Annotated in this window: 12 protein-coding genes and 1 pseudogene; 11 read left to right on the top strand and 2 right to left on the bottom strand. The window is 63.8% G+C overall.

All coding sequences use genetic code 11. The features are described from left to right. Positions 1 to 85 precede the first annotated feature (85 nt). The 11 genes and pseudogenes from ACEWE8_RS04200 (at position 86) to ACEWE8_RS04150 (ending at position 21,480) form a co-directional block, all read left to right on the top strand. The gene (locus ACEWE8_RS04200; protein WP_046785158.1) at positions 86 to 1,429 is read left to right on the top strand and encodes an MFS transporter; all 1,344 of its coding nucleotides are present in this window, start codon (positions 86 to 88) and stop codon (positions 1,427 to 1,429) included. Between the two features lie 363 nt (positions 1,430 to 1,792). Then, complete coding sequence (gene gabP, locus ACEWE8_RS04195; protein ID WP_046785159.1) at positions 1,793 to 3,187, top strand: GABA permease; 1,395 nt, start codon at positions 1,793 to 1,795, stop codon at positions 3,185 to 3,187. Between the two features lie 162 nt (positions 3,188 to 3,349). Then, positions 3,350 to 4,094 (top strand): annotated as a pseudogene (locus tag ACEWE8_RS04190) (efflux RND transporter periplasmic adaptor subunit). After that, positions 4,091 to 5,410: an efflux RND transporter periplasmic adaptor subunit gene (locus tag ACEWE8_RS04185; protein WP_046785161.1), complete on the top strand. Its 1,320-nt coding sequence runs from the start codon at positions 4,091 to 4,093 to the stop codon at positions 5,408 to 5,410. Before ACEWE8_RS04190 ends, ACEWE8_RS04185 begins: the two are co-directional and overlap by 4 nt. After that, positions 5,410 to 7,503, top strand: coding sequence for a biotin/lipoyl-binding protein (locus tag ACEWE8_RS04180; protein WP_046785162.1), 2,094 nt, complete (start codon positions 5,410 to 5,412; stop codon positions 7,501 to 7,503). The genes ACEWE8_RS04185 and ACEWE8_RS04180 overlap by 1 nt, the downstream gene beginning before the upstream one ends. 25 nt (positions 7,504 to 7,528) lie before the next feature. Next, on the top strand, positions 7,529 to 8,329 hold the full coding sequence (locus tag ACEWE8_RS04175; protein WP_046785163.1) for an aspartyl/asparaginyl beta-hydroxylase domain-containing protein: 801 nt from the start codon (positions 7,529 to 7,531) through the stop codon (positions 8,327 to 8,329). Next, entirely contained in the window at positions 8,317 to 9,300 is a 984-nt protein-coding gene (locus ACEWE8_RS04170) for an aspartyl beta-hydroxylase (RefSeq protein WP_046785164.1), read from the top strand. Before ACEWE8_RS04175 ends, ACEWE8_RS04170 begins: the two co-directional genes overlap by 13 nt. Before the next feature lie 172 nt (positions 9,301 to 9,472). After that, positions 9,473 to 9,943 carry a GNAT family N-acetyltransferase gene (locus tag ACEWE8_RS04165; protein WP_046785165.1) on the top strand — a complete coding sequence of 157 codons (471 nt, stop codon included), beginning with the start codon at positions 9,473 to 9,475 and terminating at the stop codon, positions 9,941 to 9,943. Positions 9,944 to 9,998: 55 nt separating this feature from the next. After that, positions 9,999 to 10,586 (top strand): phage tail protein, encoded by a 588-nt coding sequence (locus ACEWE8_RS04160; protein ID WP_012312610.1) that lies wholly within the window; start codon positions 9,999 to 10,001, stop codon positions 10,584 to 10,586. Between the two features lie 133 nt (positions 10,587 to 10,719). Continuing rightward, positions 10,720 to 19,920 carry an Ig-like domain-containing protein gene (locus ACEWE8_RS04155; RefSeq protein WP_395589225.1) on the top strand — a complete coding sequence of 3,067 codons (9,201 nt, stop codon included), beginning with the start codon at positions 10,720 to 10,722 and terminating at the stop codon, positions 19,918 to 19,920. 63 nt (positions 19,921 to 19,983) lie between these two features. Then, the gene (locus ACEWE8_RS04150) at positions 19,984 to 21,480 is read left to right on the top strand and encodes a TolC family protein (protein WP_046785182.1); all 1,497 of its coding nucleotides are present in this window, start codon (positions 19,984 to 19,986) and stop codon (positions 21,478 to 21,480) included. Here ACEWE8_RS04150 and cysC read toward each other — a convergent pair. Continuing rightward, on the bottom strand, positions 21,464 to 22,039 hold the full coding sequence (gene cysC, locus ACEWE8_RS04145) for an adenylyl-sulfate kinase (RefSeq protein WP_046785166.1): 576 nt from the start codon (positions 22,037 to 22,039) through the stop codon (positions 21,464 to 21,466). The genes ACEWE8_RS04150 and cysC overlap by 17 nt on opposite strands. A gap of 535 nt (positions 22,040 to 22,574) precedes the next feature. Continuing rightward, the gene (locus ACEWE8_RS04140) at positions 22,575 to 23,603 is read right to left on the bottom strand and encodes an endonuclease NucS domain-containing protein (protein WP_395589231.1); all 1,029 of its coding nucleotides are present in this window, start codon (positions 23,601 to 23,603) and stop codon (positions 22,575 to 22,577) included. Between the last annotated feature and the right edge of the window lie 5 nt (positions 23,604 to 23,608).

The following is a 23,608-nucleotide window of genomic DNA, read 5'->3' as shown; positions in this document are numbered from 1 at the left end:
GGCGATAGGGCCACTAGCGACACCACAAGGCCACACCTTCTCTGCACAAGAACAATCGCTTCCATCGAGAAGCAAGAGGGTACACATGAACAGCAAATCCGCCGTCGCCGCACCGCAGGCCGTCGCCGCAATCGGCCGCCATCGCTTCCTTGTCCTGGCGCTGATCTTTGTCATCACGGTCATCAACTATGCCGACCGCGCCACCCTGTCGATCACTGGCACCGAGGTACTCAAGGACCTCGGCCTGGACCCGGTCATGCTCGGCATGATCTTCTCTGCCTTCGCCTGGGCCTACGCCCTCGGCCAGGTACCCGGCGGCTGGTTGCTGGACCGCTTCGGTGCACGCCGCGTGTATGGCATCAGCCTGATTCTCTGGTCGCTGTTCACCCTGCTGCAAGGCACAGTGGGCTGGCTGGGCTTGGCCGGTGTGTCGGCTGCGGTGGCGTTGTTCTCCATGCGTTTCATGCTCGGCCTGGTGGAGTCACCGGCATTCCCGGCCAACTCGCGCATCGTCAGTTGCTGGTTCCCCACCCGCGAGCGCGGTACCGCATCGGCGCTGTTCAACTCGGCGCAGTACATGGCAGTGGTGGTGTTCGCGCCGCTGATGGCGTGGATGACCCACACGATGAGCTGGGAGCAGGTATTCATCTGGATGGGCGTGCTCGGCCTGCTGCTGAGCGTGGTGTGGTTCCGCCTTTACCATGAGCCGCACAGCGCACCAGGGTTGAGCCGTGAAGAGTTCGACTACATGCGTGAAGGCGGAGCGCTGGTCGACCTGGAAAAAGAGCGCAAGACGGCCAAGAGCAAACCGACCCGCGCGGAGCTTGCGCAGCTGTTCACCAGCCGCAACCTGTGGGCGGTCTACCTGGGGCAGTACTGCATTACCGCGCTCACCTATTTCTTCATCACCTGGTTCCCGATCTACCTGATCAAGGGCCGTGGCATGACCATCATGGAGGCCGGCTGGGTGGCCGCGTTGCCGGCCATCTGCGGCTTTACCGGCGGCATTCTTGGGGGCTTCGTGTCCGACTGGCTGATCCGCCGCGGCGTGCACCCGTCCAGGGCGCGCAAGACGCCGTTCGTGATCGGCATGGCGTTGTCCACCACCTTGGTGCTGGCCAATTACGTGGATGGCAACGCGGCGGTAATCGCCCTGATGACCTTGGCATTCTTCGGCAAGGGCCTGGCAGCGGTGGGTTGGGCGGTGCTGTCGGATGTGGCACCGAAGAAAATGGTCGGCCTGTGCGGTGGCGTGTTCAACGGCATCGGCAACATTGCCGGCATCGTCACCCCGCTGGTGATCGGCTACGTAGTGGCCAGCACCGGCTCCTTCGACAACGCACTTTGGTTCGTGGCCGCCCATGGCGTGCTGGGGATCTTCGCTTACCTGTTGCTGGCCCGGCGCTTCGAACGGACGGGGCAGGCGTAGGCAGACGCCTGAGCAACAGAGGCCCCGGGAGACCGGGGCTTTTTTGTACCTGTTACGCATACCCAGATGAAAAACAAAACCCTCAAATGGCCATCAGGCGTGTCTGGACATGCCATTCACGACATCTGACGTTTATGGAAAAGCGCTGTCGTGATCGAACAGTTGCGAGGCGTTCTCGTGTAATTTCCTGCAGCCTCAGCCGGCTTAAATGAACCCCGAACCGCACTGACGCCCTGCTTTGTGACGCGCGCCAAAGATCAACAACAGCGCGCCAGCAAGGTGTCGACTCATTGAATCCAAAGGAGATATTTTCGCCTACGCCTGCCCGTCCTTCCTTGTGTCAGCAAAAAGAGAACAACATCAATGAACACCGTGGGAACTGATGGCAACCTTGCACAAGGTTTCAAGCCACGTCATGTAACGATGCTGTCCATCGCGGGCATCATCGGCGCCGGTCTTTTCGTCGGCTCCGGGCACGCCATCGCGGCAGCCGGGCCAGCCACCATTGTTTCTTACTTCGTGGCCGGGACCCTGGTGGTGCTGGTCATGCGCATGCTCGGCGAAATGGCCGTGGCGCACCCCGACACCGGTTCGTTCTCCACCTATGCCGACCAGGCCATCGGCCGTTGGGCCGGCTACACCATCGGCTGGCTGTACTGGTGGTTCTGGGTGCTGGTGATCCCGATCGAAGCACTGGCCGCCGGGCATGTGCTCAACGCCTGGTTCCCACAGGTGGACAGCTGGATCTTCGCCCTCGCTTCCGTACTGCTACTGGCGTGCACCAACCTGTTCAGCGTGGCCAAGTACGGTGAGTTCGAGTTCTGGTTCGCCATTCTCAAAGTCACGGCAATCCTTTGTTTCATCGGCTTGGGCTTTGCGGCCCTGATGGGCTGGTTGCCCAACCGCGAAGTCAGCGGGTTGAGCGGCTTGATGAGCGCCTACGGCGGCTTTGCGCCCAACGGCTGGTCTGCCGTGATCGGCGCATTCATCACTGTGATGTTCAGCTTCATCGGCACCGAAGCGGTGACCATTGCCGCCTCCGAATCCAGCGACCCGTCGCGTAACATCGCCAAGGCCACGCGCTCGGTGATCTGGCGTATCAGTACCTTCTACATCCTGTCGATCTTCGTGATCATCTCGATCGTGCCGTGGAACGACCCGCAGCTTGCGGTGGTGGGTTCTTACCAGCGTGCGCTGGAAATCATGAACATCCCCAATGCCGCCTTCATGGTCGACCTGGTGGTGCTGGTGGCCGTAACTAGCTGCATGAACTCGTCGATCTATATCGCTTCGCGGATGATGTACTCACTGGCCAAGCGCGGTGATGCACCGGCCTTCCTCAACAAGACCTCCAAGGTCGGCGTGCCACGTGCTGCCGTGTTCGGCAGCACCCTGATCGGCGCGGCCATCGCCATCCTCAACTATTTCGCACCCAAGGGTGTGTTCGAGTTCCTGCTGGCCAGCTCCGGCGCCATTGCGCTGCTGGTTTACATGGTCATCGCCATCTCCCAGCTGCGCATGCGCCGCCGCCTGGAGCGCGAAAACGCGGAACTGAAATTCCGCATGTGGCTGTTCCCTTGGCTGACCTGGGCGGTGATCATTTTCATTGGCGGGGCGCTGGCGGTGATGATGTATACGCCTGAGCACCGGGTGGAGGTGAGTTCGACCTTGGGGTTGGCGATCGTGATTTCCTTCCTTGGGATTGTCACTTCGCGGGGGCATGAACGACAGGCGGCGGTGGTGCGCTCGCTCGGTTGAGCGGCGGCTGTGACGCCTCCATGGTGGCCGGGTTGATCGGCCACCATGGCCCGATCGGCGTGATGTATCCGTGCCATCACTTTTTTCGTACACTCCGGTCTCCTAGCTTGCAAGGGAGTGTGCAACATGTGTCGTGGGATTCGACTGGCCTTGGCCTTGAGTATGTTGCACCTGCCACTGGCGCTGGCCAATGAAGCACCAGGCGACCCGCTGCTGGACACGCCGAGCGTCGGCAATACGGATGCCGAGCACAGCGCCCGTGGCGTGTTGCGCGCGCGTCACCAGGCAGTGCTGGCCAGTGAGCTGGCCGGGCGTATCGTCGAGATGCCTTATGCTGATGGCGAGGCCTTCAAGAAGGGCAGCACCCTGGCGCGCTTCGACTGCTCGGCCTACCAGGCCCAGCTCAATGCCGCTCAAGCGGCGGTGCGCGCAAGCCGCGAAGAGCTCAACCACAACCGTCAACTGGCCGCATTGAAATCGGTGGGGCAGTTCGAGGTATCGCTGGCTGAGGCCAAGCAAGCCCAGGCCCAGGCCGAAGCCCAGGTCTACCAAGTGCAGGTCAAGCGCTGTGTGGTCACCGCCCCGTTCGACGGGCGAGTGGTACAACGCCGTGCCCAGCCCCACGAAAGCGTCGCCAACGGCGCACCGCTGGTGGAGGTGGTGGACAATCGTTCGCTGGAAATCCAGCTGCTGGTGCCTTCGCTGGCTGGCCAGGCTCAAGCCTGGGCAAAGCTTTCAGTTCACCCCGGATGAAACCGGTCAGCCGCTGGGCGCCACGGTCAAGCGTGTGGGCGCGCGAATCGATGAAGGCAGCCAGACGCTGCTGCTGATCGGCGAACTGCCCGCAGATGCTCACGGTTTGCTGGCGGGCATGAGCGGTACGGCCAGCTTTGCGCAGCAGCCATGACCGCCGCTGCCCATGGTACGGCGGAACGGGCCTTCGCCTTGTTTCTGGGGCTGCAGCGCCAGGCGCGCCAGGCCACCAGTACCGAGCAGCTGGCGTATGCCATGGTCAACGACGGCCAGGCGATGTTTGGTTTTCGCCATGCCGCGTTACTGATCGCCGGCAAGGTGCAGGCGTTGACAGGCATCAGCGTGGTGGAAGCCAATGCACCGTTCGTGGCCTTTGTCGAACGTGCCGTGGGCAAGTTGCAGGCAGCGGGTGTCGCCGGGCAGGCCGGCGAGGTGGAGCCAAGCGTGCTGGATGCCCAGACCCTCGCCGACTGGCAGGCGTTGTCGGCAGGGCAAGCCTTCTGGTTGCCATTGCACGACCGCCAGGGTGAGGCCTTCGGCGGCTTGTGGCTGGCCCGCGAGCAGGCGTTCAACGCCGCCGAGCAGGCCTTGCTGGTGCAGTTGGGGGAAACTTATGCGCATGCCTGGCAGGCGCTGAACCCGGTGCGCCCATGGCGCCTGCGCTGGCCGCGGCGGCGCTTGCTGGCGGTGCTGGCGGCAGCGCTGCTGTTGCTGTTGCTGCCGGTGCGCCAGTCGGTGCTGGCGCCGGCCGAGGTGGTGCCGCGCGGTGGCTGGGTGGTGGCGGCGCCGCTGGACGGGGTGGTGGCCGAGTTCCTGGTCAAACCCAACCAGCGTGTGGCGGCGGGGGATTTGCTGGTGCGCTTCGATGCCACCGCCCTCAAGGCCCAGGCCGATGTTGCCGCACGCACCTTGGGCGTGGCTGAGGCCGAACTCAAGGTCAGTACCCAGCGTGCCTTTACCGATGCCGACTCCAGCGCGCGCCTGGACTTGCTGGCCGCACGCGTGGAACAGAAACGCGCCGAACTCGACTATGCCCACCAGTTGCTGGCGCGCAGCGAAATCCGCGCCGAACGTGACGGCATCGCGGTGTTCGCCGATGCCGAGCGCTGGACTGGCAAACCGGTGCAGACCGGCGAGCGGCTGATGCAACTGGCCGACCCAGTGCAGGCCGAACTGCGCCTGGAATTGCCGGTCGGCGATGCCATCGCCCTGCAGCCGGGGGCCGAGGTGGCGCTGTTCCTTGACAGTGACCCACTGCATCGGCACGTGGCGCAGCTTGAACGTGCTGCCTACGAGGCGCAAACCACCGCCGCCGGGCAGCTTGCCTACCGGCTGGATGCGACCTTCGTCGAGGCCTCACCACGCATCGGCCTGCGCGGTACGGCAAAGCTGTACGGCGAACGCGCGCCATTGGCCTATTACCTGCTGCGCCGGCCTTTGGCGGCCCTGCGCCAAGGGCTGGGCCTGTAATGTTGCCGGCGCTGCGTGCGGACCTGCAGCTCTCGCCAGCGGCACCGGCGTTGGACGGTGCCCCGCAATGGACCTTGGCCGACCCGTTGCGCGGCCGTTATTTCAAGCTTGGCGCGGCAGCGGTGCGTTTGCTCCGCCACTGGCCGCTGGGTGAGCCGCAACGGGTGCTGGCAGCTGCCAATGCCGAGCCGGGCCTGCCTCTGGATACTCAGGCGGTAGAGGACCTACTGGCGTTTCTCGGCCACCACGACCTGCTTAGCGCCAAGGACCCGGGGCAGCGCCAGAGCTATGCCGTGAAGGCCGCCGCCAGCCAACAGGGGCTGTGGCACAAAGCATTGCACCAGTACCTGTTCTTCCGCATCCCGCTGTGGCGCCCGGATGCCTTTCTCAACCGTACCTGGCCGCTGCTCGAGCGCCATGGTGGCTGGCTGCTGCGCGTTGGCCTGCCGGTGCTGCTGGTACTTGGCCTGTTCCTGGTGATTCGTGACTGGTCGCGCTTCATCGCCACGTTCCCGCACCTGTTCAGCCTCGGCGGCATGCTCGCCTTTGGCCTGGCCCTGGCTTTCGCCAAGCTTTGCCACGAGTTCGGCCATGCCTACATGGCCAAGCGCGCGGGCTGTCGTGTGCAGAGCATGGGGTTGGCGTTCATGGTGCTGCTGCCTATGTTCTACACCGATGTCAGCGATGCCTGGCGCGTCAGCGACCGGCGCTCACGGCTGCTGATAGATGCAGGTGGCGTATTCGCCGAGCTGGTACTGGCGGTGGTGGCACTGCTGGCCTGGTCGCTGCTGCCCGATGGGCCGCTGCGCACCGCGGCGTTCATGCTGGCCAGTGCCACGTGGATCACCACCTTGCTGGTCAACCTCAACCCGTTCATGCGCTTTGACGGGTACTTTCTGGTCAGTGACCTGTTAGGCGTGGAAAACCTGCAGCAACGCGCGTTTGCACTGTGCCGGTGGCGCTTGCGCGAGGCGTTGTTCGGCTATGGCGAGACGATGCCCGAGCCGTGGCCACCGGTGATGCGCCAGCGCCTGCTGCTATGGGGCTATGGCGCCTGGCTCTGGCGTGCGCTGTTGTTCTTTGGTATCGCCCTGGCGGTGTATCACCTGTTCTTCAAGGTGCTGGGCATCTTCCTCATGCTGGTGGAACTGGTGTGGTTCATCGGCTTGCCGGTATGCAAGGAGCTGCAGCAGTGGTGGCTGCGCCGTGACCAGGCCCAGCCGCGCAAGGCGCTGGGGCTTGGCCTGGGGTTGATGCTGCTGCTGGCGCTGCTGGCCGTGCCTTGGCGCGGTGCAGTGGAGGTGCCGGCGATGCTCGAGGCGTCGCGGGTGAGTGCCTTGCATGCACCTGTGGCGGCGCGAGTGAAGCAGTTGCAGGTGCACGATGGCCAGGCGGTCGCTCGGGGGCAGTTGCTGCTGGAGCTGGAATCGCCGGACCTGGATTCGCGCCTGAAGATCGTGCGCCGCGAAATAGAAATTCTGCAGTTGCTGTTACGCCGTCAGTCCGGGCGCAGCGCTACCGCCAGCGATGCCGGGGTGCTCGAGCAGCAACTGGCCGAGGCAGTGGCCGAGTACCGTGGCCTTGCCGCGCAGCGTGAACGCTTGCAATTGCGCGCGCCGGCGGCGGGAGTTTGGCGCGACATGCCCAGGGACCTGCAGGCCGGGCAGTGGGTCAATACCGGCCAGGCCCTGGGGCGGGTCGTCGAACCGGGGGTGCGCCTGCGTGGTTACTTGGGCGAGGCCGATCTGTGGCGCGTGGCGGCTGGCAGTGAAGGGCGCTTCATTGCCGATGACCCGGCGCGGGCGGCGTTGCCCGTGCGCGTGGAGCAGGTGGATGCTACCGGGGTTGCCGCGCTGGAACTGCAGGCGCTGGCGTCTGACCGGCATGGCCCGGTGGCCGTGCGCCGCGATGGCCAACAGCGGGCCCAGCCGCTGCAGGCGCAGTACGGGGTGCGCCTGAGCCCGCTGACGGATGTGGCTGATGTGGCCCAGCCGTTGCGTGGGGTGGTGGTGCTCGAGGGTGCCCGCGAATCGCTGCTGGGCGCTGCCTGGCGCCGGTTGGCGGCCTTGGGCGTGCGTGAGAGTGGTTTCTAGTGCGAATTCACTGCAAGGAGCAGCCATGAGCGAAGTCTCGCTGCCGCTATGTTCCCGACTGCCCCTTGCCATGGACCTGCCGGCATTGCTGCAGGCTTTGGCACGGGTGGAGGCAGGGGCCTGGCAGGCGCATTTCAACCGCGGTTATCACGAGGGCGACTGGAGCGGTGTGGCGCTGGTCAGTGCCGAGGATGCTCCTGTGCCGCTTGCACCGGGCCGGGGCGCGCCCGTGAGGCAGGACTGGTGGCGCCATGAGACGGCGTGGCAGGCCGCGTTGGCGCCATTTCGCGCATCCCTGCAGGCCGCCCGTCTGCTGCGCCTGGGCGAGGGCGCGCGGATTCACGAGCACCGCGACCCGGACCTAGGGCGCCCTGGAGGCTGCCTGCGCCTGCATGTGCCCCTGCTGAGCCCACCGGGCGTCGAGTTTATCGTCGACGGCCTGCAGGTCCCCATGCAGGCTGGCGAGTGCTGGTTCGTCGACCTGTCACGTGCGCATCGGGTGCACAACCCCGGCCCCGGTGAGCGTATCCACCTGGTGCTCGACTGCTTGGCCGACAACTGGCTGCTCGGGTTGATCGAACAGGGGCGGGCACGAACCCCGTCATTGAGCCCAGGGCGGGCAGGGCAGGCATTCGAGCGCTTTCGTGAGCAAGTGGCGCATACCCCTGCACTGGCAGCCAGGCTGCAGACACTGGACGATCCACGGGCATTCGTGGCCGCGGCCATTGCCCTCGGTGCAACCATGGGCCTGGTGTTTTCCGAAGCCGAGGTGCTGAGTGCCATGCGCCAAGGCAAGCAAGCATGGAGCGATCAATGGCGAATCTGAATGCGTCAGGCGGTTTTCACGGCTGGATGCCCATTCGCCTGTGGCGTGACAAGGCTGAGTGGCGCCTGGACTGGTGCTGGTTTGGCCAGCAGCCCCTGACCAGGCCGTTTTTCCGAGACGACGTCGATCAGGCCTTACGCCTGCCGTTCAACCAGGCCCTGCGCCGCGACACCAACTTGCAGGCACTGTTGGACTGGCAAGTGCGCAGCCCAGGCCTGGCACCTTCGGTGCTGGTGTTCCATGCCTCGCGATGTGGCTCCACGCTGATCGCACAACTGTTGGCCAGCCAGGCGCGCAACATCGTGCTCAGCGAGCCGCCACCCCTGGACAACCTGCTGAGGGCATCGCTGCAGGACCCAGGCGCCAAGGACTGGCAGGCCGAAGGCGTGCGCGCACTGCTTTCAGCCTACGGCCAGCGGCGCCAGGGCGATGAGCGCCAGTTGGTGATCAAGCTTGATGCCTGGAACGTGTTCGAGGCGCCCTTACTGGCCGAACTGTACCCCGAAGTGCCGAGGATCTTCCTCTATCGCGACCCACTGGAGATCGTTGTCTCGCAGTTGCGCCAGGCCGGCATGCACCGGGTGCCGGGCCTGCTTGGCGCCTCGCTGCTGGACACCTTGCTGGGCAGCGGCAAGGGCATGGATACGGTGCAATACACCTGCCGGGTGGTAGGCGAGATCCTCAAGGCCGGCCTGCAGCTATGCCGGGAACACGGCGGCATTGCCGTCAACTACAGTGAACTGCCTGAGGCCATCTGGGGGCGCCTGGCCCCAGTGTTCGGGGTGATGCCCAGCGATGTGCCGAGGTTGCGTGAAGTGGCAGCGTTCGACGCCAAGCAACCGGGCATGAACTTCAGTGCTGACAGCCAGCGCAAGCGCGAGGAAGCCAGCGAGCAAGTACTTGAAGGTGTGCGTAAATGGGCGCTAGAACCCTATAAGTGCTTGGAATTCATACGCTTGCATAACGACTGAAAACTGGCGCCAAAAGGCTTCGAACACCTGTTTGAGGAAACTGTGTAAATCGCCCGACACAGTGGTGGCGATTTGCCTCGTCAATCGACTACGCTCTACGCCATCGTGTAGGACAATCCACTTGGAAGTGCTCCCCCACCATGGGGTAACTACAGCAGGGAAGCGTGACCCGATGTCGACCTCTGAAGTGCTTCTCCGTCCCGTGGTGGACGCTGACCAAGTGTTTCTGCGCGCCTTGTACGGTACCACCCGGGCCGCCGAAATGGCCGCGCTGGCGTGGGACCAGGCAACGATCGAGCATTTTCTCGACCAGCAGTGGCGTGCCCAGCACTTGCATTACCAGGCGCATTACCCCGACGCCTGCTTTCTGATCATCGAAACCGCCAACGAACGTATCGGCCGTGCTTCCCTGCAATGGGCCGACAGCCACCTGCAGATCATTGATATGGCAATTTTGCCCGCCTGGCAGGGCCAGGGTATCGGCTCTCGTCTGCTGCGCCAGTGGCTGGCACAGGCTGACCGCCAGGGCCTGAGCGCCGGTTTGCACGTCACTTCGCACAGCCCGGCAGTGCGCCTGTATCGGCGCAGTGGCTTCGCGGTTGTCGAGGACAATGGTCTGTACCTGAAGATGCATCGTTCCTGAACCCATTTCGCGGGCCACCAGGTCCGCCTTGCAGGTAGTCATAGGAGAGCAGCAAATGGATCCGTTTCTCGGTGAGATCAAGATGTTCGCAGGCAACTTCGCGCCTCGCGGTTGGGCATTCTGCCAAGGTCAGCTGATGAGCATTGCCCAGAACAACGCGTTGTTCGCACTGCTTGGCACTACGTATGGCGGTGATGGCAAGACCACTTTCGCCCTGCCAGACCTGCGCGGTCGCGGGCCAATCGGTTTCGGCACCGGGCCAGGCCTGGCCGATGTGGTGCAGGGCGAAGCTGGCGGTGTCAACGATGTCACGCTGTTGCAGTCGAACATGCCGATGCAGCAGGCGGTGATCCCTGCCCAGACCGTTTCGGTGGCCATACCGGCGGTGGAAGGCGATGCCAACGCTGCGGCACCTTCGTCTGGCAACGTGCTGGCCAAGTCCTTTGACAGTTCGGGGGCAGGGGCGGCGGCGGATATCTATTCCAGTGACGTGCCTAATACCAGCCTGAAGCCGTTCAACGTCACGGTGCCTCAAACCAGCGTCAACCTGGGTGGTGCCTCGCTGCCCGTTTCTGTGCAAAACCCCTACCTGGGCATGAACTTCATCATCGCCCTGGAAGGCATCTTCCCGAGCCGTAACTGAGTCAAGGCAAGCAGTGCAGTTCATCGCGGGGGGCATGTCGGCTCCCCGCGGTGCGTCAGGATTCTCGACAAGGATGCGCCATTGCCTGGCGCAGTTACAGGATCAACCAGCCCAAGGGCTGAATGAGGTCGGCATGGCATTCTGGAAGCGAAACAAGAAGAACCAAAACCCCAGCGTTTCCATGAGCCGGCCGAGCCTGATTCAGGCCTTGGAACCCCGCATGATGTTCGATGCTTCGGTGGCCGTAGTCGCCGACCAGGGCGCCCAGGCCACGGAGGTAGCCGCTGCCACGGCCACCAGCAAGGACACCGCTACCGCCAGCGATACGTCCAGTACCCAGGACAGCGCGAGCCATGAAAGCGCGCAGCAGGCCGCACCCGCTACGGCGCCGGCTACCCTGGCTGCCGAGCGCCACGAAGTGGTGTTCGTCGATTCCGCCGTCAGTGACTATCAAAAGCTCATCGCCGGCCTGCCCGCCGGCGTCGAGGTGGTGGTGCTGGAGAACGGCAAGGACGGTTTCAAGCAGATCGCTGATTACCTCGACGGCCGTACCGATGTCACTTCCATCGATATCATCAGCCACGGTGACAGCGGCTATGTGTACCTGGCCGGCAACGCCATCTGGGCCAACCAGCTGGCCAGCCATCAGGCCGACCTGGCGCGCATCGGCGCCAGCCTGGCCGAGGGTGGCGACATCCGCTTTTTCGCCTGCAACACCGGCGAGGGAAGTGATGGTCAGCTGTTCGTCGATGAGGTGGCACGGCTGAGCGGTGCCGATGTAGGCGCGTCTTCCGACTCGACCGGCAACCGCGCGGGCGAGGACTGGGAACTGGAAACCGTCTCCGGCGTGGTCGCTACGGGCGTTGGTGTGCAGCGTGGTGACCTGACGGCATTCAACACGTCGCTGGCGACCATCACGGTGACCGACACCAATGCCTCGTCCACTGCGGTTGATAGCTTTGTCTCGCTGGCCGAGGCGATCCAGGCCGCCAACACCGACACATCGGTGAACGGCTCCGCCGCCGGCAGTGGCAGCGACATCATCGTGTTCCATCAATCGCTGAGTGGCCAGACCATCCGCTGGTCCACCGCTTCGGCCTTGCTGGTCACCAGCAACATCACCATCAACGGTGATGTGGATGGCGACGGCCGAGGCGATATCATCCTCAGTGGCGACGTCAACAACAACGGCGTACGTGATGCGACCGAGGCGTCGGGGCTGCAGAGCAACAGCGGCGGCGTGCTGACGGTGCGCAACCTCGACTTCCGTGACTTCTCGGGCAACCTCACCGGTGGCGCGATCCGTGCCAACGGTGGCTCGATCACCGTTGAAGATTCGAACTTCCAGAACAACGCCGGTGCGGTGATCAACTCGGCGCTAAGTGTCGGCTCCACGGTAGTGGTGCGCAACACCACCATTCATGACAACAGCGCCAGTATCGTCGGAGGCACCGCGATGTCATCGCTGGTGCGCCTGGGTGGCGCCAATAACCATGTGTTGGAAAACGTGGCGATCTACAACAACACCGGCATCTACAGTTTTACCGGCACCATCGCCGGGGGCGCGGTGATCGTCCTGAGCAACGTGGGCGGCTCGGTGAACATCGTCAACAGCACCATTGCCAATAACGTGTTTCTCAATACCGGTAGCGGCAGCATCACCTCCGCCGGCCTTGGCTGGGCCAGCGGCCAGGTCGGCACGATCACGGTGCAGAACTCCATCCTCACCGGCAATACCGTCAACGGTGCTGCCGCCGATGCAGCCACGGGCAGCAGCTACACCAGCACCACCAACCTGATCGGCACCACGGTCAATTTCGTCGATGCTGCCGGGGGTGATTACCGCCTGGCTTCCACGGCCAGCAACGCCATCGACCAGGGCACCAGCAGTGGCGCCCCGGCCACCGACCTGCGCGGTTTCGAGCGGCCACGCGGTGGCGGTGTGGATATCGGTGCCTACGAGGTACTGTATTCGGCACCACCAGTGGTCGACCTGGACACCACTACTGGCAGCAACGACAGCACGGTCAACTTCAGCGGCGCCGCAGTGGCGATCGTGCCGAACATCTCCCTCACCCAGACTGACGGCGACACCCAGGTGAGCGGTGCCTCCCTGGCGTTGAGCGGTGTGGTTGATGGCGCCAACGAAACCCTCTCGCTCACCGCTGCGCAGATCGCCACGGCCGCCGGCTTCGGCATTACTGTGAGCGGCTCGGGCAGCGCGGTGCTGACCCTGAGCGGTGTCGCCACCCTGGCCCAGTACCGGGCGATTCTTGCATCGGTGGCCTATGGCAACGCGGCGGCTGCCTATACCACTGGCACGCGCAGCGTGACCGTCAGCGTCAACGATGACATGGGCAGTACTACGCGTACCGCTTCGGTGGTCGTGCTGGCGCAGAACAGCGCACCGGTGATCGGCAACCTCAACGGCGACAGCACGGCATTCACCCAGGGCAATGGCGCGATACTGATCGACGCGAACGGCAATGCCACGGTCAGCGACAGTGACTCGGCCGACTTCGGCGGTGGCAACCTAACGGCCTCGGTCAGCGCCAATGGCGTAGCCGGGGAAGATACCCTGGGCATCCTCAGCGTGGGTAACGGCGCCGGGCAGATCAGCCTCAGCGGCAATACGGTGAGTTACGGCGGGGTTGCCATCGGCACCGTTGCCGGCGGCACCGGCGGCGCCAGCCTGGTGGTGACGTTCAACGCCAATGCCACGGCCGCGTCGGTACAGGCGCTGGTGCGCAGTATCACGTATGACAACGGTAATGCCGGCAATGGCATCGGCCAGGCCAGCCGATCAGTTTCGGTAACCGTCAGCGACGGCGATGGCGCCACCTCCAGTACCGCCACGGTGCAGGTCAGTGTCCGCGAGACGGTGCCGCCGACCGCTACCATCAGCCTCAGTGACACCGCACTGAGAGTCGGCGACACATCGAACGTGACCATCACCTTCAGCGAAGCGGTGGCTGGCTTCAGCAATGCTGACCTCACGGTGATGGGCGGTACGTTGTCGGCAGTGAGCAGCAGTGATGGTGGCCTCACTTGGAGTGCGACCTTTACCCCCTCCGCCAACACCACTGTCGCCAGTGCGACGATCACCCTGAACAATGCCGGCGTCTCTGACCTGGCGGGCAATGCTGGCAGTGGCGCCACAGTGTCGCCGAGCTACAGCATCGACACGCAGCGCCCCACCGCTACTATCGTGGTCGCCGACAATGCCTTGCGCATCGGCGAAACCAGCCTGGTGACGATCACGTTCAGCGAGGCGGTGACCGGCTTGAGCAATGCCGACCTGACCGTGGCCAACGGTACTATGAGCGCGATAAGCAGCAGCGATGGCGGCATCACCTGGACCGGGACGTTCACGCCGACCAGCAACATTACCGATGCGACCAACCTCATCACCCTGGACAACACGGGGGTGACTGACAGTGCTGGCAACGCCGGCTCCGGCACTACCAACTCGAACAACTACAGCCTCGATACCCAACGCCCGGTAGCGACAATCGTCGTCGCTGACACCGCCTTGCGCATTGGCGAAACGAGCCTGGTGACCATCACCTTCAGCGAGGCGGTGAGCGGATTCAGCAATGCCGACCTGACCGTGGCCAATGGAACCCTCAGCGCGGTGAGCAGCAGCGATGGCGGCATTACCTGGACCGCCACCTTCACGCCCGCCAGCACTGTCACTGACGCCACCAACCTGATCACCCTGGATAACGCCGGCGTGGCCGACGCTGCCGGCAATAGCGGTAGCGGCACCACCGACTCCAATAATTACGCTGTTGACACCGTACGGCCGACCGCGACCATCGTGGTCGCCGACAACAGCCTGGCCATTGGCGAAACCAGCACCGTCACCATCGTTTTCAACGAACCCGTCACCGGCCTGACCCTGGCCGACTTCACGGTACAGAACGGCACGCTCAGCGGCCTGAGCACCAGCGACAACATCAACTGGACCGCCACCTTCACGCCCGCCGGCAATGTCACCGATGCCAGCAACCTGATCACCTTGGACAATACCGGCGTGATGGACACGGCTGGCAACGCCGGCACCGGTAGCACCGATTCGAACAACTACGCCATCGACAGCCAGCGGCCAACTGCGGCCATCGTGATGGCCGACACGACGCTAACCGTGGGTGAAAGCACCACGGTGACCATCACCTTCAGCGAAGCGGTGACCGGCTTCACCCTGGCCGACCTGTCAGCGCCGAACGGCAGCCTGAGCGGGCTGACCAGCAGCGACGGCGGCATCACCTGGACGGCCACCTTCACGCCGTCGATCAACGTGCAGGACGCCAGCAACGTCATTTCCCTGGCCAACACGGGCATCGCCGACCTTGCCGGCAACGTTGGCAGCGGCAGCACCGACTCCAGCAACTACACGGTCAACACCCTGCAACCCACGGCGACGATCGTGATGAGCGATGCGGCCCTGCGTATCGGCGAGACCAGTCAGGTGACCATTACCTTCAGCGAGGCGGTGGCCGGCTTCACCACTGCTGACCTGACAGTGGCCAACGGCACCCTGAGCACGCTTGCCAGTGCAGACGGCGGCATCACCTGGACCGCCACCTTCACACCCACCAGCAATGTCACCGATGCCTCCAACCTGATCACCCTCGACAACAGCGGTGTGGTGGGCCAGAGCAGTGGCAACGCGGGCTTCGGCACCACCAGTTCGAACAACTACGCCATCGACACCCAGCGCCCGACGGCAACCATCGTGGTAGCCGACAGCCAACTGGCGATTGGCGAGACGTCGCTGGTGACCATCACCTTCAGCGAGGCGGTGGTCGGCCTCAGCAATGCCGACCTGAGCGTGGCCAACGGTACCCTCAGCGCGCTCTCCAGCGTTGACGGCGGCGTGACCTGGACTGCGACACTGACGCCCACAGTTGGCATCAGCGATACCAGCAACCTGATCACCTTGGACAATACCGGCGTGATGGACACGGCTGGCAACGCCGGCACCGGTAGCACCGACTCGAACAATTACGCCATCGACAGCCTGCGCCCGACCGCCACCATCGTGGTCGCTGACAGCAACCTGACCGTGGGCGAAACCAGCCTGGTGACCATCACCTTCAGCGAAGCAGTGGCCGGCTTCACCCTGGCCGACCTGTCGGCGCCGAACGGCAGCCTGAGCGGGCTGACCAGCAGCGACGGCGGCATCACCTGGACGGCCACCTTCACGCCGTCGAGCAATGTGCAGGATGCCAGCAACGTCATCACCTTGAGCAACACAGGGGTGGCTGATCTGGCCGGCAACACTGGCAGCGGCACCACTTCCTCGGGCAACTACGTGGTCGACACCATCGTCCCCACAGCAACCATCGTGGTGGCCGACACTGCGTTGCGCCTTGGTGAGACGTCGCTGGTGACCATTACCTTCAGTGAGGCGGTGTCCGGCTTCAGCAATGCCGACCTGACCGTGGCCAACGGAACCCTCAGCGCGGTGAGCAGCAGCGATGGCGGCATTACCTGGACCGCCACCTTCACGCCCGCCAGCAATGTCACCGATGCCACCAACCTGATCAGCCTGGACAATACCGGCGTGGTCGGCCAGGGCGGCAACGCCGGTGTCGGCACCACCGATTCGAACAACTACGCCATCGACACCCAGCGCCCGACAGCAACCATCGTGGTGGCCGACAGCCAACTGGCGGCAGGCGAGACATCGCTGGTGACCATCACCTTCAACGAGGCGGTGGTCGGCTTCAGCAATGCCGACCTGAGCGTGGCCAACGGTACCCTCAGCGCCCTCTCCAGCGGTGACGGCGGCGTGACCTGGACTGCGACATTGACACCCTCAGCTGGTATCAGCGATACCAGCAACCTGATCACCCTGGACAACACCGGCGTGGCGGACTTGGCTGGCAACGCAGTTACCGGCAGTACCGACTCGAACAACTACGCCATCGACAGCCAACGCCCGACCGCTACGATCGTGGTCGCCGACAGCAACCTGACCGTGGGCGAAACCAGCCAGGTGACCATCACCTTCAGCGAAGCGGTGACGGGCTTCAGCAATGCCGACCTGACGGTGGCCAACGGCACCTTGAGCGCGCTTTCCAGTGCCGACGGCGGCATCACCTGGACAGCCACCTTCACCCCGGCCGTGGGTGTGCGCGATACCAGCAATGTCATCACCCTGGCCAACACCGGCATCGCCGACCTTGCCGGCAACACTGGCAGCGGCACCACCTCGTCGGGCAACTTCTCGGTCGACACCATTGTCCCCACGGCAACCATCGTGGTGGCCGACACTGCGTTGCGCCTTGGTGAGACGTCGCTGGTGACCATTACCTTCAGTGAGGCGGTGTCCGGCTTCAACAATGCCGACCTGACGGTGAATAACGGCACCCTGAGCATGGTTTCCAGTACCGATGGCGGCATCACCTGGACCGCCACCTTCACGCCCACCAGCAATATCACCGATGCCTCCAACCTGATCACCCTGGACAATACCGGCGTGGTCGGCCAGGGCGGCAACGCCGGTGTCGGCACCACCGATTCGAACAACTACGCCATTGACACCCAGCGCCCGACGGCAACCATCGCGGTGGCCGACAGCCAACTGGCGGCAGGCGAGACATCGCTGGTGACCATCACCTTCAACGAGGCAGTGGTCGGCCTCAGCCTGGCCGACCTGAGCGTGGCCAACGGTACCCTCAGCGGGCTCGCCAGCGGTGACGGCGGTTTGACCTGGACCGCGACACTGACACCCACAGTTGGCATCAGCGACACCAGCAACCTGGTCACCCTGGACAACACCGGCGTGGCGGACTTGGCTGGCAACGCCGGCACCGGTAGCACCGACTCGAACAATTACGCCATCGACAGCCTACGCCCGACCGCCACCATCGTGGTCGCTGACAGCAACCTGACCGTGGGCGAAACCAGCCAGGTGACCATCACCTTCAGCGAAGCGGTGACGGGCTTCAGCAACGCCGACCTGACGGTTGCCAATGGCACCTTGAGCGCGCTTTCCAGTGCCGACGGCGGCATCACCTGGACAGCCACCTTCACCCCGGCCGTGGGTGTGCGCGATACCAGCAATGTCATCACCCTGGCCAACACGGGCATCGCCGACCTTGCCGGCAACACTGGAAGCGGCACTACCTCGTCGGGCAACTACGCGGTCGACACCATTGTCCCTACCGCGACCATCGTGGTGGCCGACAACGCGTTGCGGGCGGGCGAGTCTAGCCTGGTGACCATCACGTTCAGCGAAGCGGTCAGCGGGTTTACCTTGGCTGACATGAGCGCGGCCAATGGTGTACTGACCAATCTGAGCAGCCTGGACGGTGGCATCACCTGGACCGCAACGCTGACACCGACCAGCAATGTCGAAGACACCAGTAACCTTGTTTCTCTGGACAACAGTGGCGTAGTTGCCACGGCCTCTGGCAACGCCGGTGTGGGTAGCAGCATTTCTAACAACTACACCATCGACACACGCGTCCCTAGCGTGACCAGTGTCGGTGGGCCGGCGGGCGTTTCCTACAACGCCGGCGATGCGCTGGTGTTCGTGGTCAATGCCAGTGAAGCAGTGCAGGTGGCCGGTTCGCCACGCCTGGCCCTGGACGTCGGCGGGCGCACGGTGTTCGCCGAGTTGATGGCGGGTGCTGGCACGCCGACGCTGGTGTTCCAGTACATCGTCCAGGCCGGCGACAATGACAGCGACGGCATCCGCGTGACCGGCCTGTCGGCCAATGGAGCCACCCTGAGCGATGCCCAAGGTAATGCAATGAACCTGGCCTTGAATGGCGTCGCCGACACTAGCAAGGTGCTGGTCGATACACTGGCACCTGCAGCCGTCGGCATCGTCACCCTCGACCCATCCCCGAGCAACGCGCAGAGCGTGCGCTTCACCGTCACCTTCAGCGAACGGGTCAACGGCGTTGACCTGGCCGACTTCAGCCTGGTCACCAGCGGTACCGCCAGCGCTACGCTCAGTGGCCTGCGCCAGATAAGCGATGGCGTCTACGAGATCACCGCCAGCGGTGTCAGCGGCACCGGTACCCTGGGCTTGAACCTGAAGGCCGCTGGCACCGCTATCAGCGATGTGGCCGGCAACCTGCTGACGGGTGGCCTGACCGGCGCGGTGTACAACATCGACCATGACGCCCCCACGGTGAATAGCGTCAGCGTGCCGGTGGGAGTGCATTACAACACCGGCGATACGCTGACCTTCGTGGTCGATACCAGCGAAGCGGTGATCGTCGATGGCGCCCCGCAACTGGCACTGGATGTGGGTGGGCGTACGGTGTATGCCGATTTCGTCGCTGGCTCCGGCACGCCGACGCTGGTGTTCCAGTACCGCATCCAGGCTGGCGACAACGATGCCGACGGCATTCAGGTAGTGGGGCTGGCAGCCAATGGCGCGGCCTTGCACGACGCTGCCGGCAATGCCTTGCAGCCAGGGCTGGGGGCGGTTGGCGACAGCACTGGAATCATCGTCGATACACGCTTGCCGAGCGTCGAGTCGATCGTGCCGACGCCAGTCAATGGCAACGGCAGCCAGGGGTTCACCGTGACCTTCAGTGAAGAGGTTCGCGGCGTTGATTTGAGCGACTTCCAACTGGTATCGAGCGGCAACGCCAGCGGCACCCTGCAATCACTGGTGCAGCTCGACAGCCGTACCTGGCAGGTGAATATCGCCGGGGTTGCCGGCAGCGGCAGCCTGGCATTGGCCTTGAACACCAGCGGCACGGCTATCAGTGACATGGCTGGCAACGGGCTGGAGGGCGGTTTCGTCGGCCAGGGCAGTGTGCTGCAGAGCACGGGCGGTGACCCGCAGTTCCTGGCCTACCCGGCCGCGCCGCCAAGTCTGGCCGGCCAGCCTCTACCACTGCCCGGTACACCTGCACCAGCGTTCTCGGCGTTCCAGTCACCTTTGCTGCCAGTACCGTTGTTCGAAGTGCCCAGTGCTGGCGGTGGGCTGCCGCCGCTGGGCAGCATCTTTATCCGTGAGGGGGGCCTGGCGCCTAGCTACCTTGCCCAGGTGTTCGCAGGTCAGCAGGGCGGCTCCGCCATCGGCAACGGCACCGGGGCGGGTTTCCTCGGCTTTGGCGGTGGTGATGCCAGCGTGTTCGGCGCCAGCAGCCTGGCCAATATTTTCGACAAGACGCTGCCGGACGATGGCGGCCAGTATGAGCTCAGCGGTGGTAAACCCTGGCGCCAGGGTGGCGAAGGGCAGCCAGGTGCGCCGACGCTGGGGCAGCAGTTGCAGGCATTCAAGGAGGGCGAGCAGCGCCAGGTCAGGGAGCTGGCGCTGGCGCTCGGGCAGATCAATACACCCGTGCCCGAGGCGTGAGCCAGAGCCATGGCGGATAACAACACAATGGATATCAAAAAGCAGTACCAGGGGGCGGTGGGGATGAGCAAGGCATCAAGGATATTTGCGATCAGCATGTTGGCACTGACAGTGACCGGTTGTGCGGTCAAGACCCAGCCGATCGAGCGCAGCGTCAGCGAACAGCGCGCGCGTGACGACCTGGCCAGCATGTTCAAGGGCCAGGAGGCACTGCAAGGTCCGCTGACCCTGCACCAGGCAATGGCCCGCGCGGTCAAGTACAACCTGGAGGCGCGCCTGAAGGTGATGGAAGAAGCCTTGGCCCAGCGCCAGGTAGACCTGGCCACGTTCGACATGCTGCCACGCATGGCGATGTCGGCGGGGTATGCAGGGCGCAGCAACACCAGCGCCGCCAGCAGCCGCAGCGTGCTGACCAACACCCAGTCGCTGGAACCCTCCACCTCCCAGGACCGCGACCGCGACGTGGCGGACCTGACCATGGTGTGGAACGTGCTGGACTTCGGTGTCAGCTATGTCAGCGCCAAACAGCAGGGCGACCAGCGCCTGATCGTGCAGGAGCGCCGGCGCAAGGTGGTGCAGACCATCATCCAGGACGTGCGCTCGGCCTACTGGCGGGCGGTTGCCGCTGAACGCCTGCTCAAGCAGATTGATGCGCTGATGGTGCGGGTTGAGCAGGCGCGTGACAACAGCGAGCGTATGGGCGAGCAGCGCATTGGCGACCAGATCCAGGCGCTCAACTACCAGCGTTCGCTGATAGAAGCCACACGCCAGCTGGAGGAACAGCGCCGCGCCTTGTCGCTGGCCAAGACCGAATTGGGCGCGCTGATCAACTTGCCGCCGGGCACCGAGCTGACCCTGGCGGCCAGCGACGACTACAGCGTGCCCGAGCTCAAGGTCGGGCTGGACAGCCTTGAGCAGCAGGCGCTTGCCTCACGCCCCGAGCTGCGCGAACAGGACTACCAGGCACGCATCAGCGCCGCCGAGGTGCGCAAGGCGATGCTGCGCATGTTGCCGGGCCTGGAGTTCTCCGCTGGCGGGCATTACGACAGCAACAGCTTCCTGACCAACCAGCACTGGGCCGACTATGGCGTGAAGGTCACCTGGAACCTGTTCAACGTGTTGTCCGGCCCGGCTTCGATCGATGTGGCCAAGGCCGGTGAGCAGGTGGTAGAGGCACGCCGCCAGGCCATGTCGATGGCCATTTTGGCCCAACTGTACGTGGCCAACGCCAACTACAGCGAGGCCCGTCGCCAGTTCGCCACCAGCCAGCAGATGGTTGCCCTTGATCAACAGATCGTCGAACAGCTGCGCAACCGCCACCAGGCCCAAGGTATTGGTGAGCTGGAACTGATCCAGGGTGAGCTCAACGCCTTGCAGGCAGACTTGCGCCGCGACCTGGCCTACGCCGAGTTGCGCAACAGCTACGGCCAACTGTTCGCCAGTGCCGGCCTTGATCCGCTGCCGGCAACCTTGCCGTCCGACAGGCTGGCCGACATCGCCCAGGCGCTGGGCAACAGCGAGGCCCGCTGGCAGCGTGGCGAGATCACGCCGGAGTCATGAGACCTTGGGGCGCCAGGACCTGCTTGAGGACATAACCCAACAGCAGGTCCTGCGCCGTTTGCAGTGTGGTGCCAGCGGTATCCACTACCAGTTCGGGGTGCAGCGGCGCTTCATAGGGTGCATCGATGCCGGTGAACCCCTTCAGCTCACCCGCCCGTGCCCGGCGGTATAGCCCCTTGGGGTCGCGCGCTTCGCAGGTGGCCAGGTCCGCTTTGACATGCACTTCATGAAACCCGGCCTTGCACGCCCGGCGCGCGGCTGCGCGGTCGGCGCGGTAAGGCGAAATGAGCGCGGCGATGCAGATCAGCCCGGCATCGGCGAACAGCGCTGCCACCTCGCCGGTACGGCGGTTGTTTTCATGACGGTCGGCGGGGGAGAAGCCAAGGTCGGAGTTCAGTCCGTGGCGCAGGGCGTCGCCGTCGAGAACGTAGCAGGGGTGGCCTAAATGGTTCAGGCGTAGGGCCAGGGCGTTTGCCAGGGAAGATTTGCCTGCGCCGGAGAGGCCGGTTAGCCAGATTACTGCGCCAGGGTGGTGGGGGGCGCTTCCTGCGTTGGGCACGGTTGGTTCTCCAAGGGGAGGGCGGGGGTGGGGGCTTGGATGGTTAGGATAGTTGGGGATGGGGTGGGGGATACGCCAAAGGTTTAGGTTCGGACATAAACATGGATTGGAGGCAGTCAAAAAAGACTTCCGGGGACGCTTGGATTGGTTGTTTGCTGGGCCGGGGGGATTTGAATTTCCAGGTCATTGCATTGATTTTAAGACCTATTCATTATTCTTTGCTGCTACGTGGAATACCGTCTGGAATGCCGTCTGCTCTGCGGACAAGGTAGAGGTCTCGTAGTCATTTATCTGATTTTCCGAATCATCTAGGTCGGATGCGAATTGATCAGGGTACCTAAATTGGTTTCCTGTCAAGGGGGTAGAAGTACGACACGTCCAAGAATAGAGCCTACCGTATCCACCAATTGAATTATCCAGCGGGTGAATTCTACGACCGCGGCTGACTCGTTATCTGTTTGGCTGAGGCGGATTACAGGTCGCGATTTAGATCGCTAGGCCAAAGCCGACAGCTTTTCCGCAATGAGTCACATACTTATTGCGACTTGTGGAGCAAGCGCACCTTCAACCGCTCTATCGTCCAGCGCCACTTGGGTGTGGTTGGGCGGCAGACGGTGTTTTGGTTGCCGAACAGACCGACTTCTTTGATGGCCTGTTCAACCGGCACGGTTTGCAGCCATTCCACGGGCACGAAGTACTCGCACAGCGCTGGGTCATCGCTGTATTCGGCGTGGTAGGTGCCGCGTGTTGCGGCTTGCAGCACCGGCGTATCGACGCCGTTGTGGGGCACGGTGAAGTCTGCGGCCGCTGTGGCCCGCCCGGTTACGCGGCCGACGCCGACGTAGCCCTGCTGCGGAATATTGACCCACACTCGGTCGCCGGGGGCGAGCATCTTCAGGCTGTTGCTATACCAAGTGCCGCCACCGCCACAGATAAAACCAAAGGTTTGCGCATCCAGCCAAGAACGCGTGGAACTGTGGCCAAACGAGCAATAGAACTCACCATTCCACGGCTCGCTCAGGCCATCGCTGCGGGTGTTGCTGGCATTGGCCTGGGTTTCAACAGGGTCAAGCAGCCAGGAGCGGCTGATCAGCTGTTGCGCGCCCTGCTGGAACACCTGAAAGCACAGCACGTTGATGGCGATATCCCGCTCGCTGAGGTACGCCACGATGCGCTCGGTGCTGGCGTCCAGCCCGGACGCGACGATGATGATCTGGTGGCTTTGGTTGAGCGCCTCTTCATCCAACGGCAGGCCGAAGTAGGCCTGAAAGTCCTTCGCAAAATCGGCGTTCTGGCGATAGCGTTTGTAGATGGCGGCAATATCCTCGGCGGCCAGTTTTTCCACCCACGAGGCATAGTCCAACGCCTGCGCCACCACATCACGCGGGGTACGGTCGCGCTTGAGTTCGATCAACACCAGGGAGGCATCCGGGGCGATGGCCAGCAGGTCAATCCGCCCGCCCAGCCCGGTGCTTTCCTGGCGGCCGATCAACATCCACTCTTCCGACAGCAGCCGTGGGGCGCTGACGATCATGTCTTCCAGCAACTGCTCGCTGGGCAAGATGCACT

It is taken from the genome of Pseudomonas sp. TR47, assembly GCF_044143025.1.
Classification (GTDB): Bacteria; Pseudomonadota; Gammaproteobacteria; order Pseudomonadales; family Pseudomonadaceae; genus Aquipseudomonas; species Aquipseudomonas putida_E.
The sequence above is the reverse complement of the archived record's forward strand: the minus strand, read 5'-3'. Positions and strand labels throughout refer to the sequence as shown.

Excerpts from the sequence above, each read along its gene's own strand:
- ACEWE8_RS04165 (WP_046785165.1), top strand. The coding sequence starts at position 9,473 with ATGTCGACCTCTGAAGTGCTTCTCCGTCCCGTGGTGGACGCTGACCAA.
- ACEWE8_RS04155 (WP_395589225.1), top strand. The coding sequence starts at position 10,720 with ATGGCATTCTGGAAGCGAAACAAGAAGAACCAAAACCCCAGCGTTTCC.
- ACEWE8_RS04175 (WP_046785163.1), top strand. The coding sequence starts at position 7,529 with ATGAGCGAAGTCTCGCTGCCGCTATGTTCCCGACTGCCCCTTGCCATG.
- ACEWE8_RS04160 (WP_012312610.1), top strand. The coding sequence starts at position 9,999 with ATGGATCCGTTTCTCGGTGAGATCAAGATGTTCGCAGGCAACTTCGCG.
- ACEWE8_RS04170 (WP_046785164.1), top strand. The coding sequence starts at position 8,317 with ATGGCGAATCTGAATGCGTCAGGCGGTTTTCACGGCTGGATGCCCATT.
- gabP (WP_046785159.1), top strand. The coding sequence starts at position 1,793 with ATGAACACCGTGGGAACTGATGGCAACCTTGCACAAGGTTTCAAGCCA.
- ACEWE8_RS04180 (WP_046785162.1), top strand. The coding sequence starts at position 5,410 with ATGTTGCCGGCGCTGCGTGCGGACCTGCAGCTCTCGCCAGCGGCACCG.
- ACEWE8_RS04150 (WP_046785182.1), top strand. The coding sequence starts at position 19,984 with ATGAGCAAGGCATCAAGGATATTTGCGATCAGCATGTTGGCACTGACA.
- ACEWE8_RS04185 (WP_046785161.1), top strand. The coding sequence starts at position 4,091 with ATGACCGCCGCTGCCCATGGTACGGCGGAACGGGCCTTCGCCTTGTTT.
- ACEWE8_RS04200 (WP_046785158.1), top strand. The coding sequence starts at position 86 with ATGAACAGCAAATCCGCCGTCGCCGCACCGCAGGCCGTCGCCGCAATC.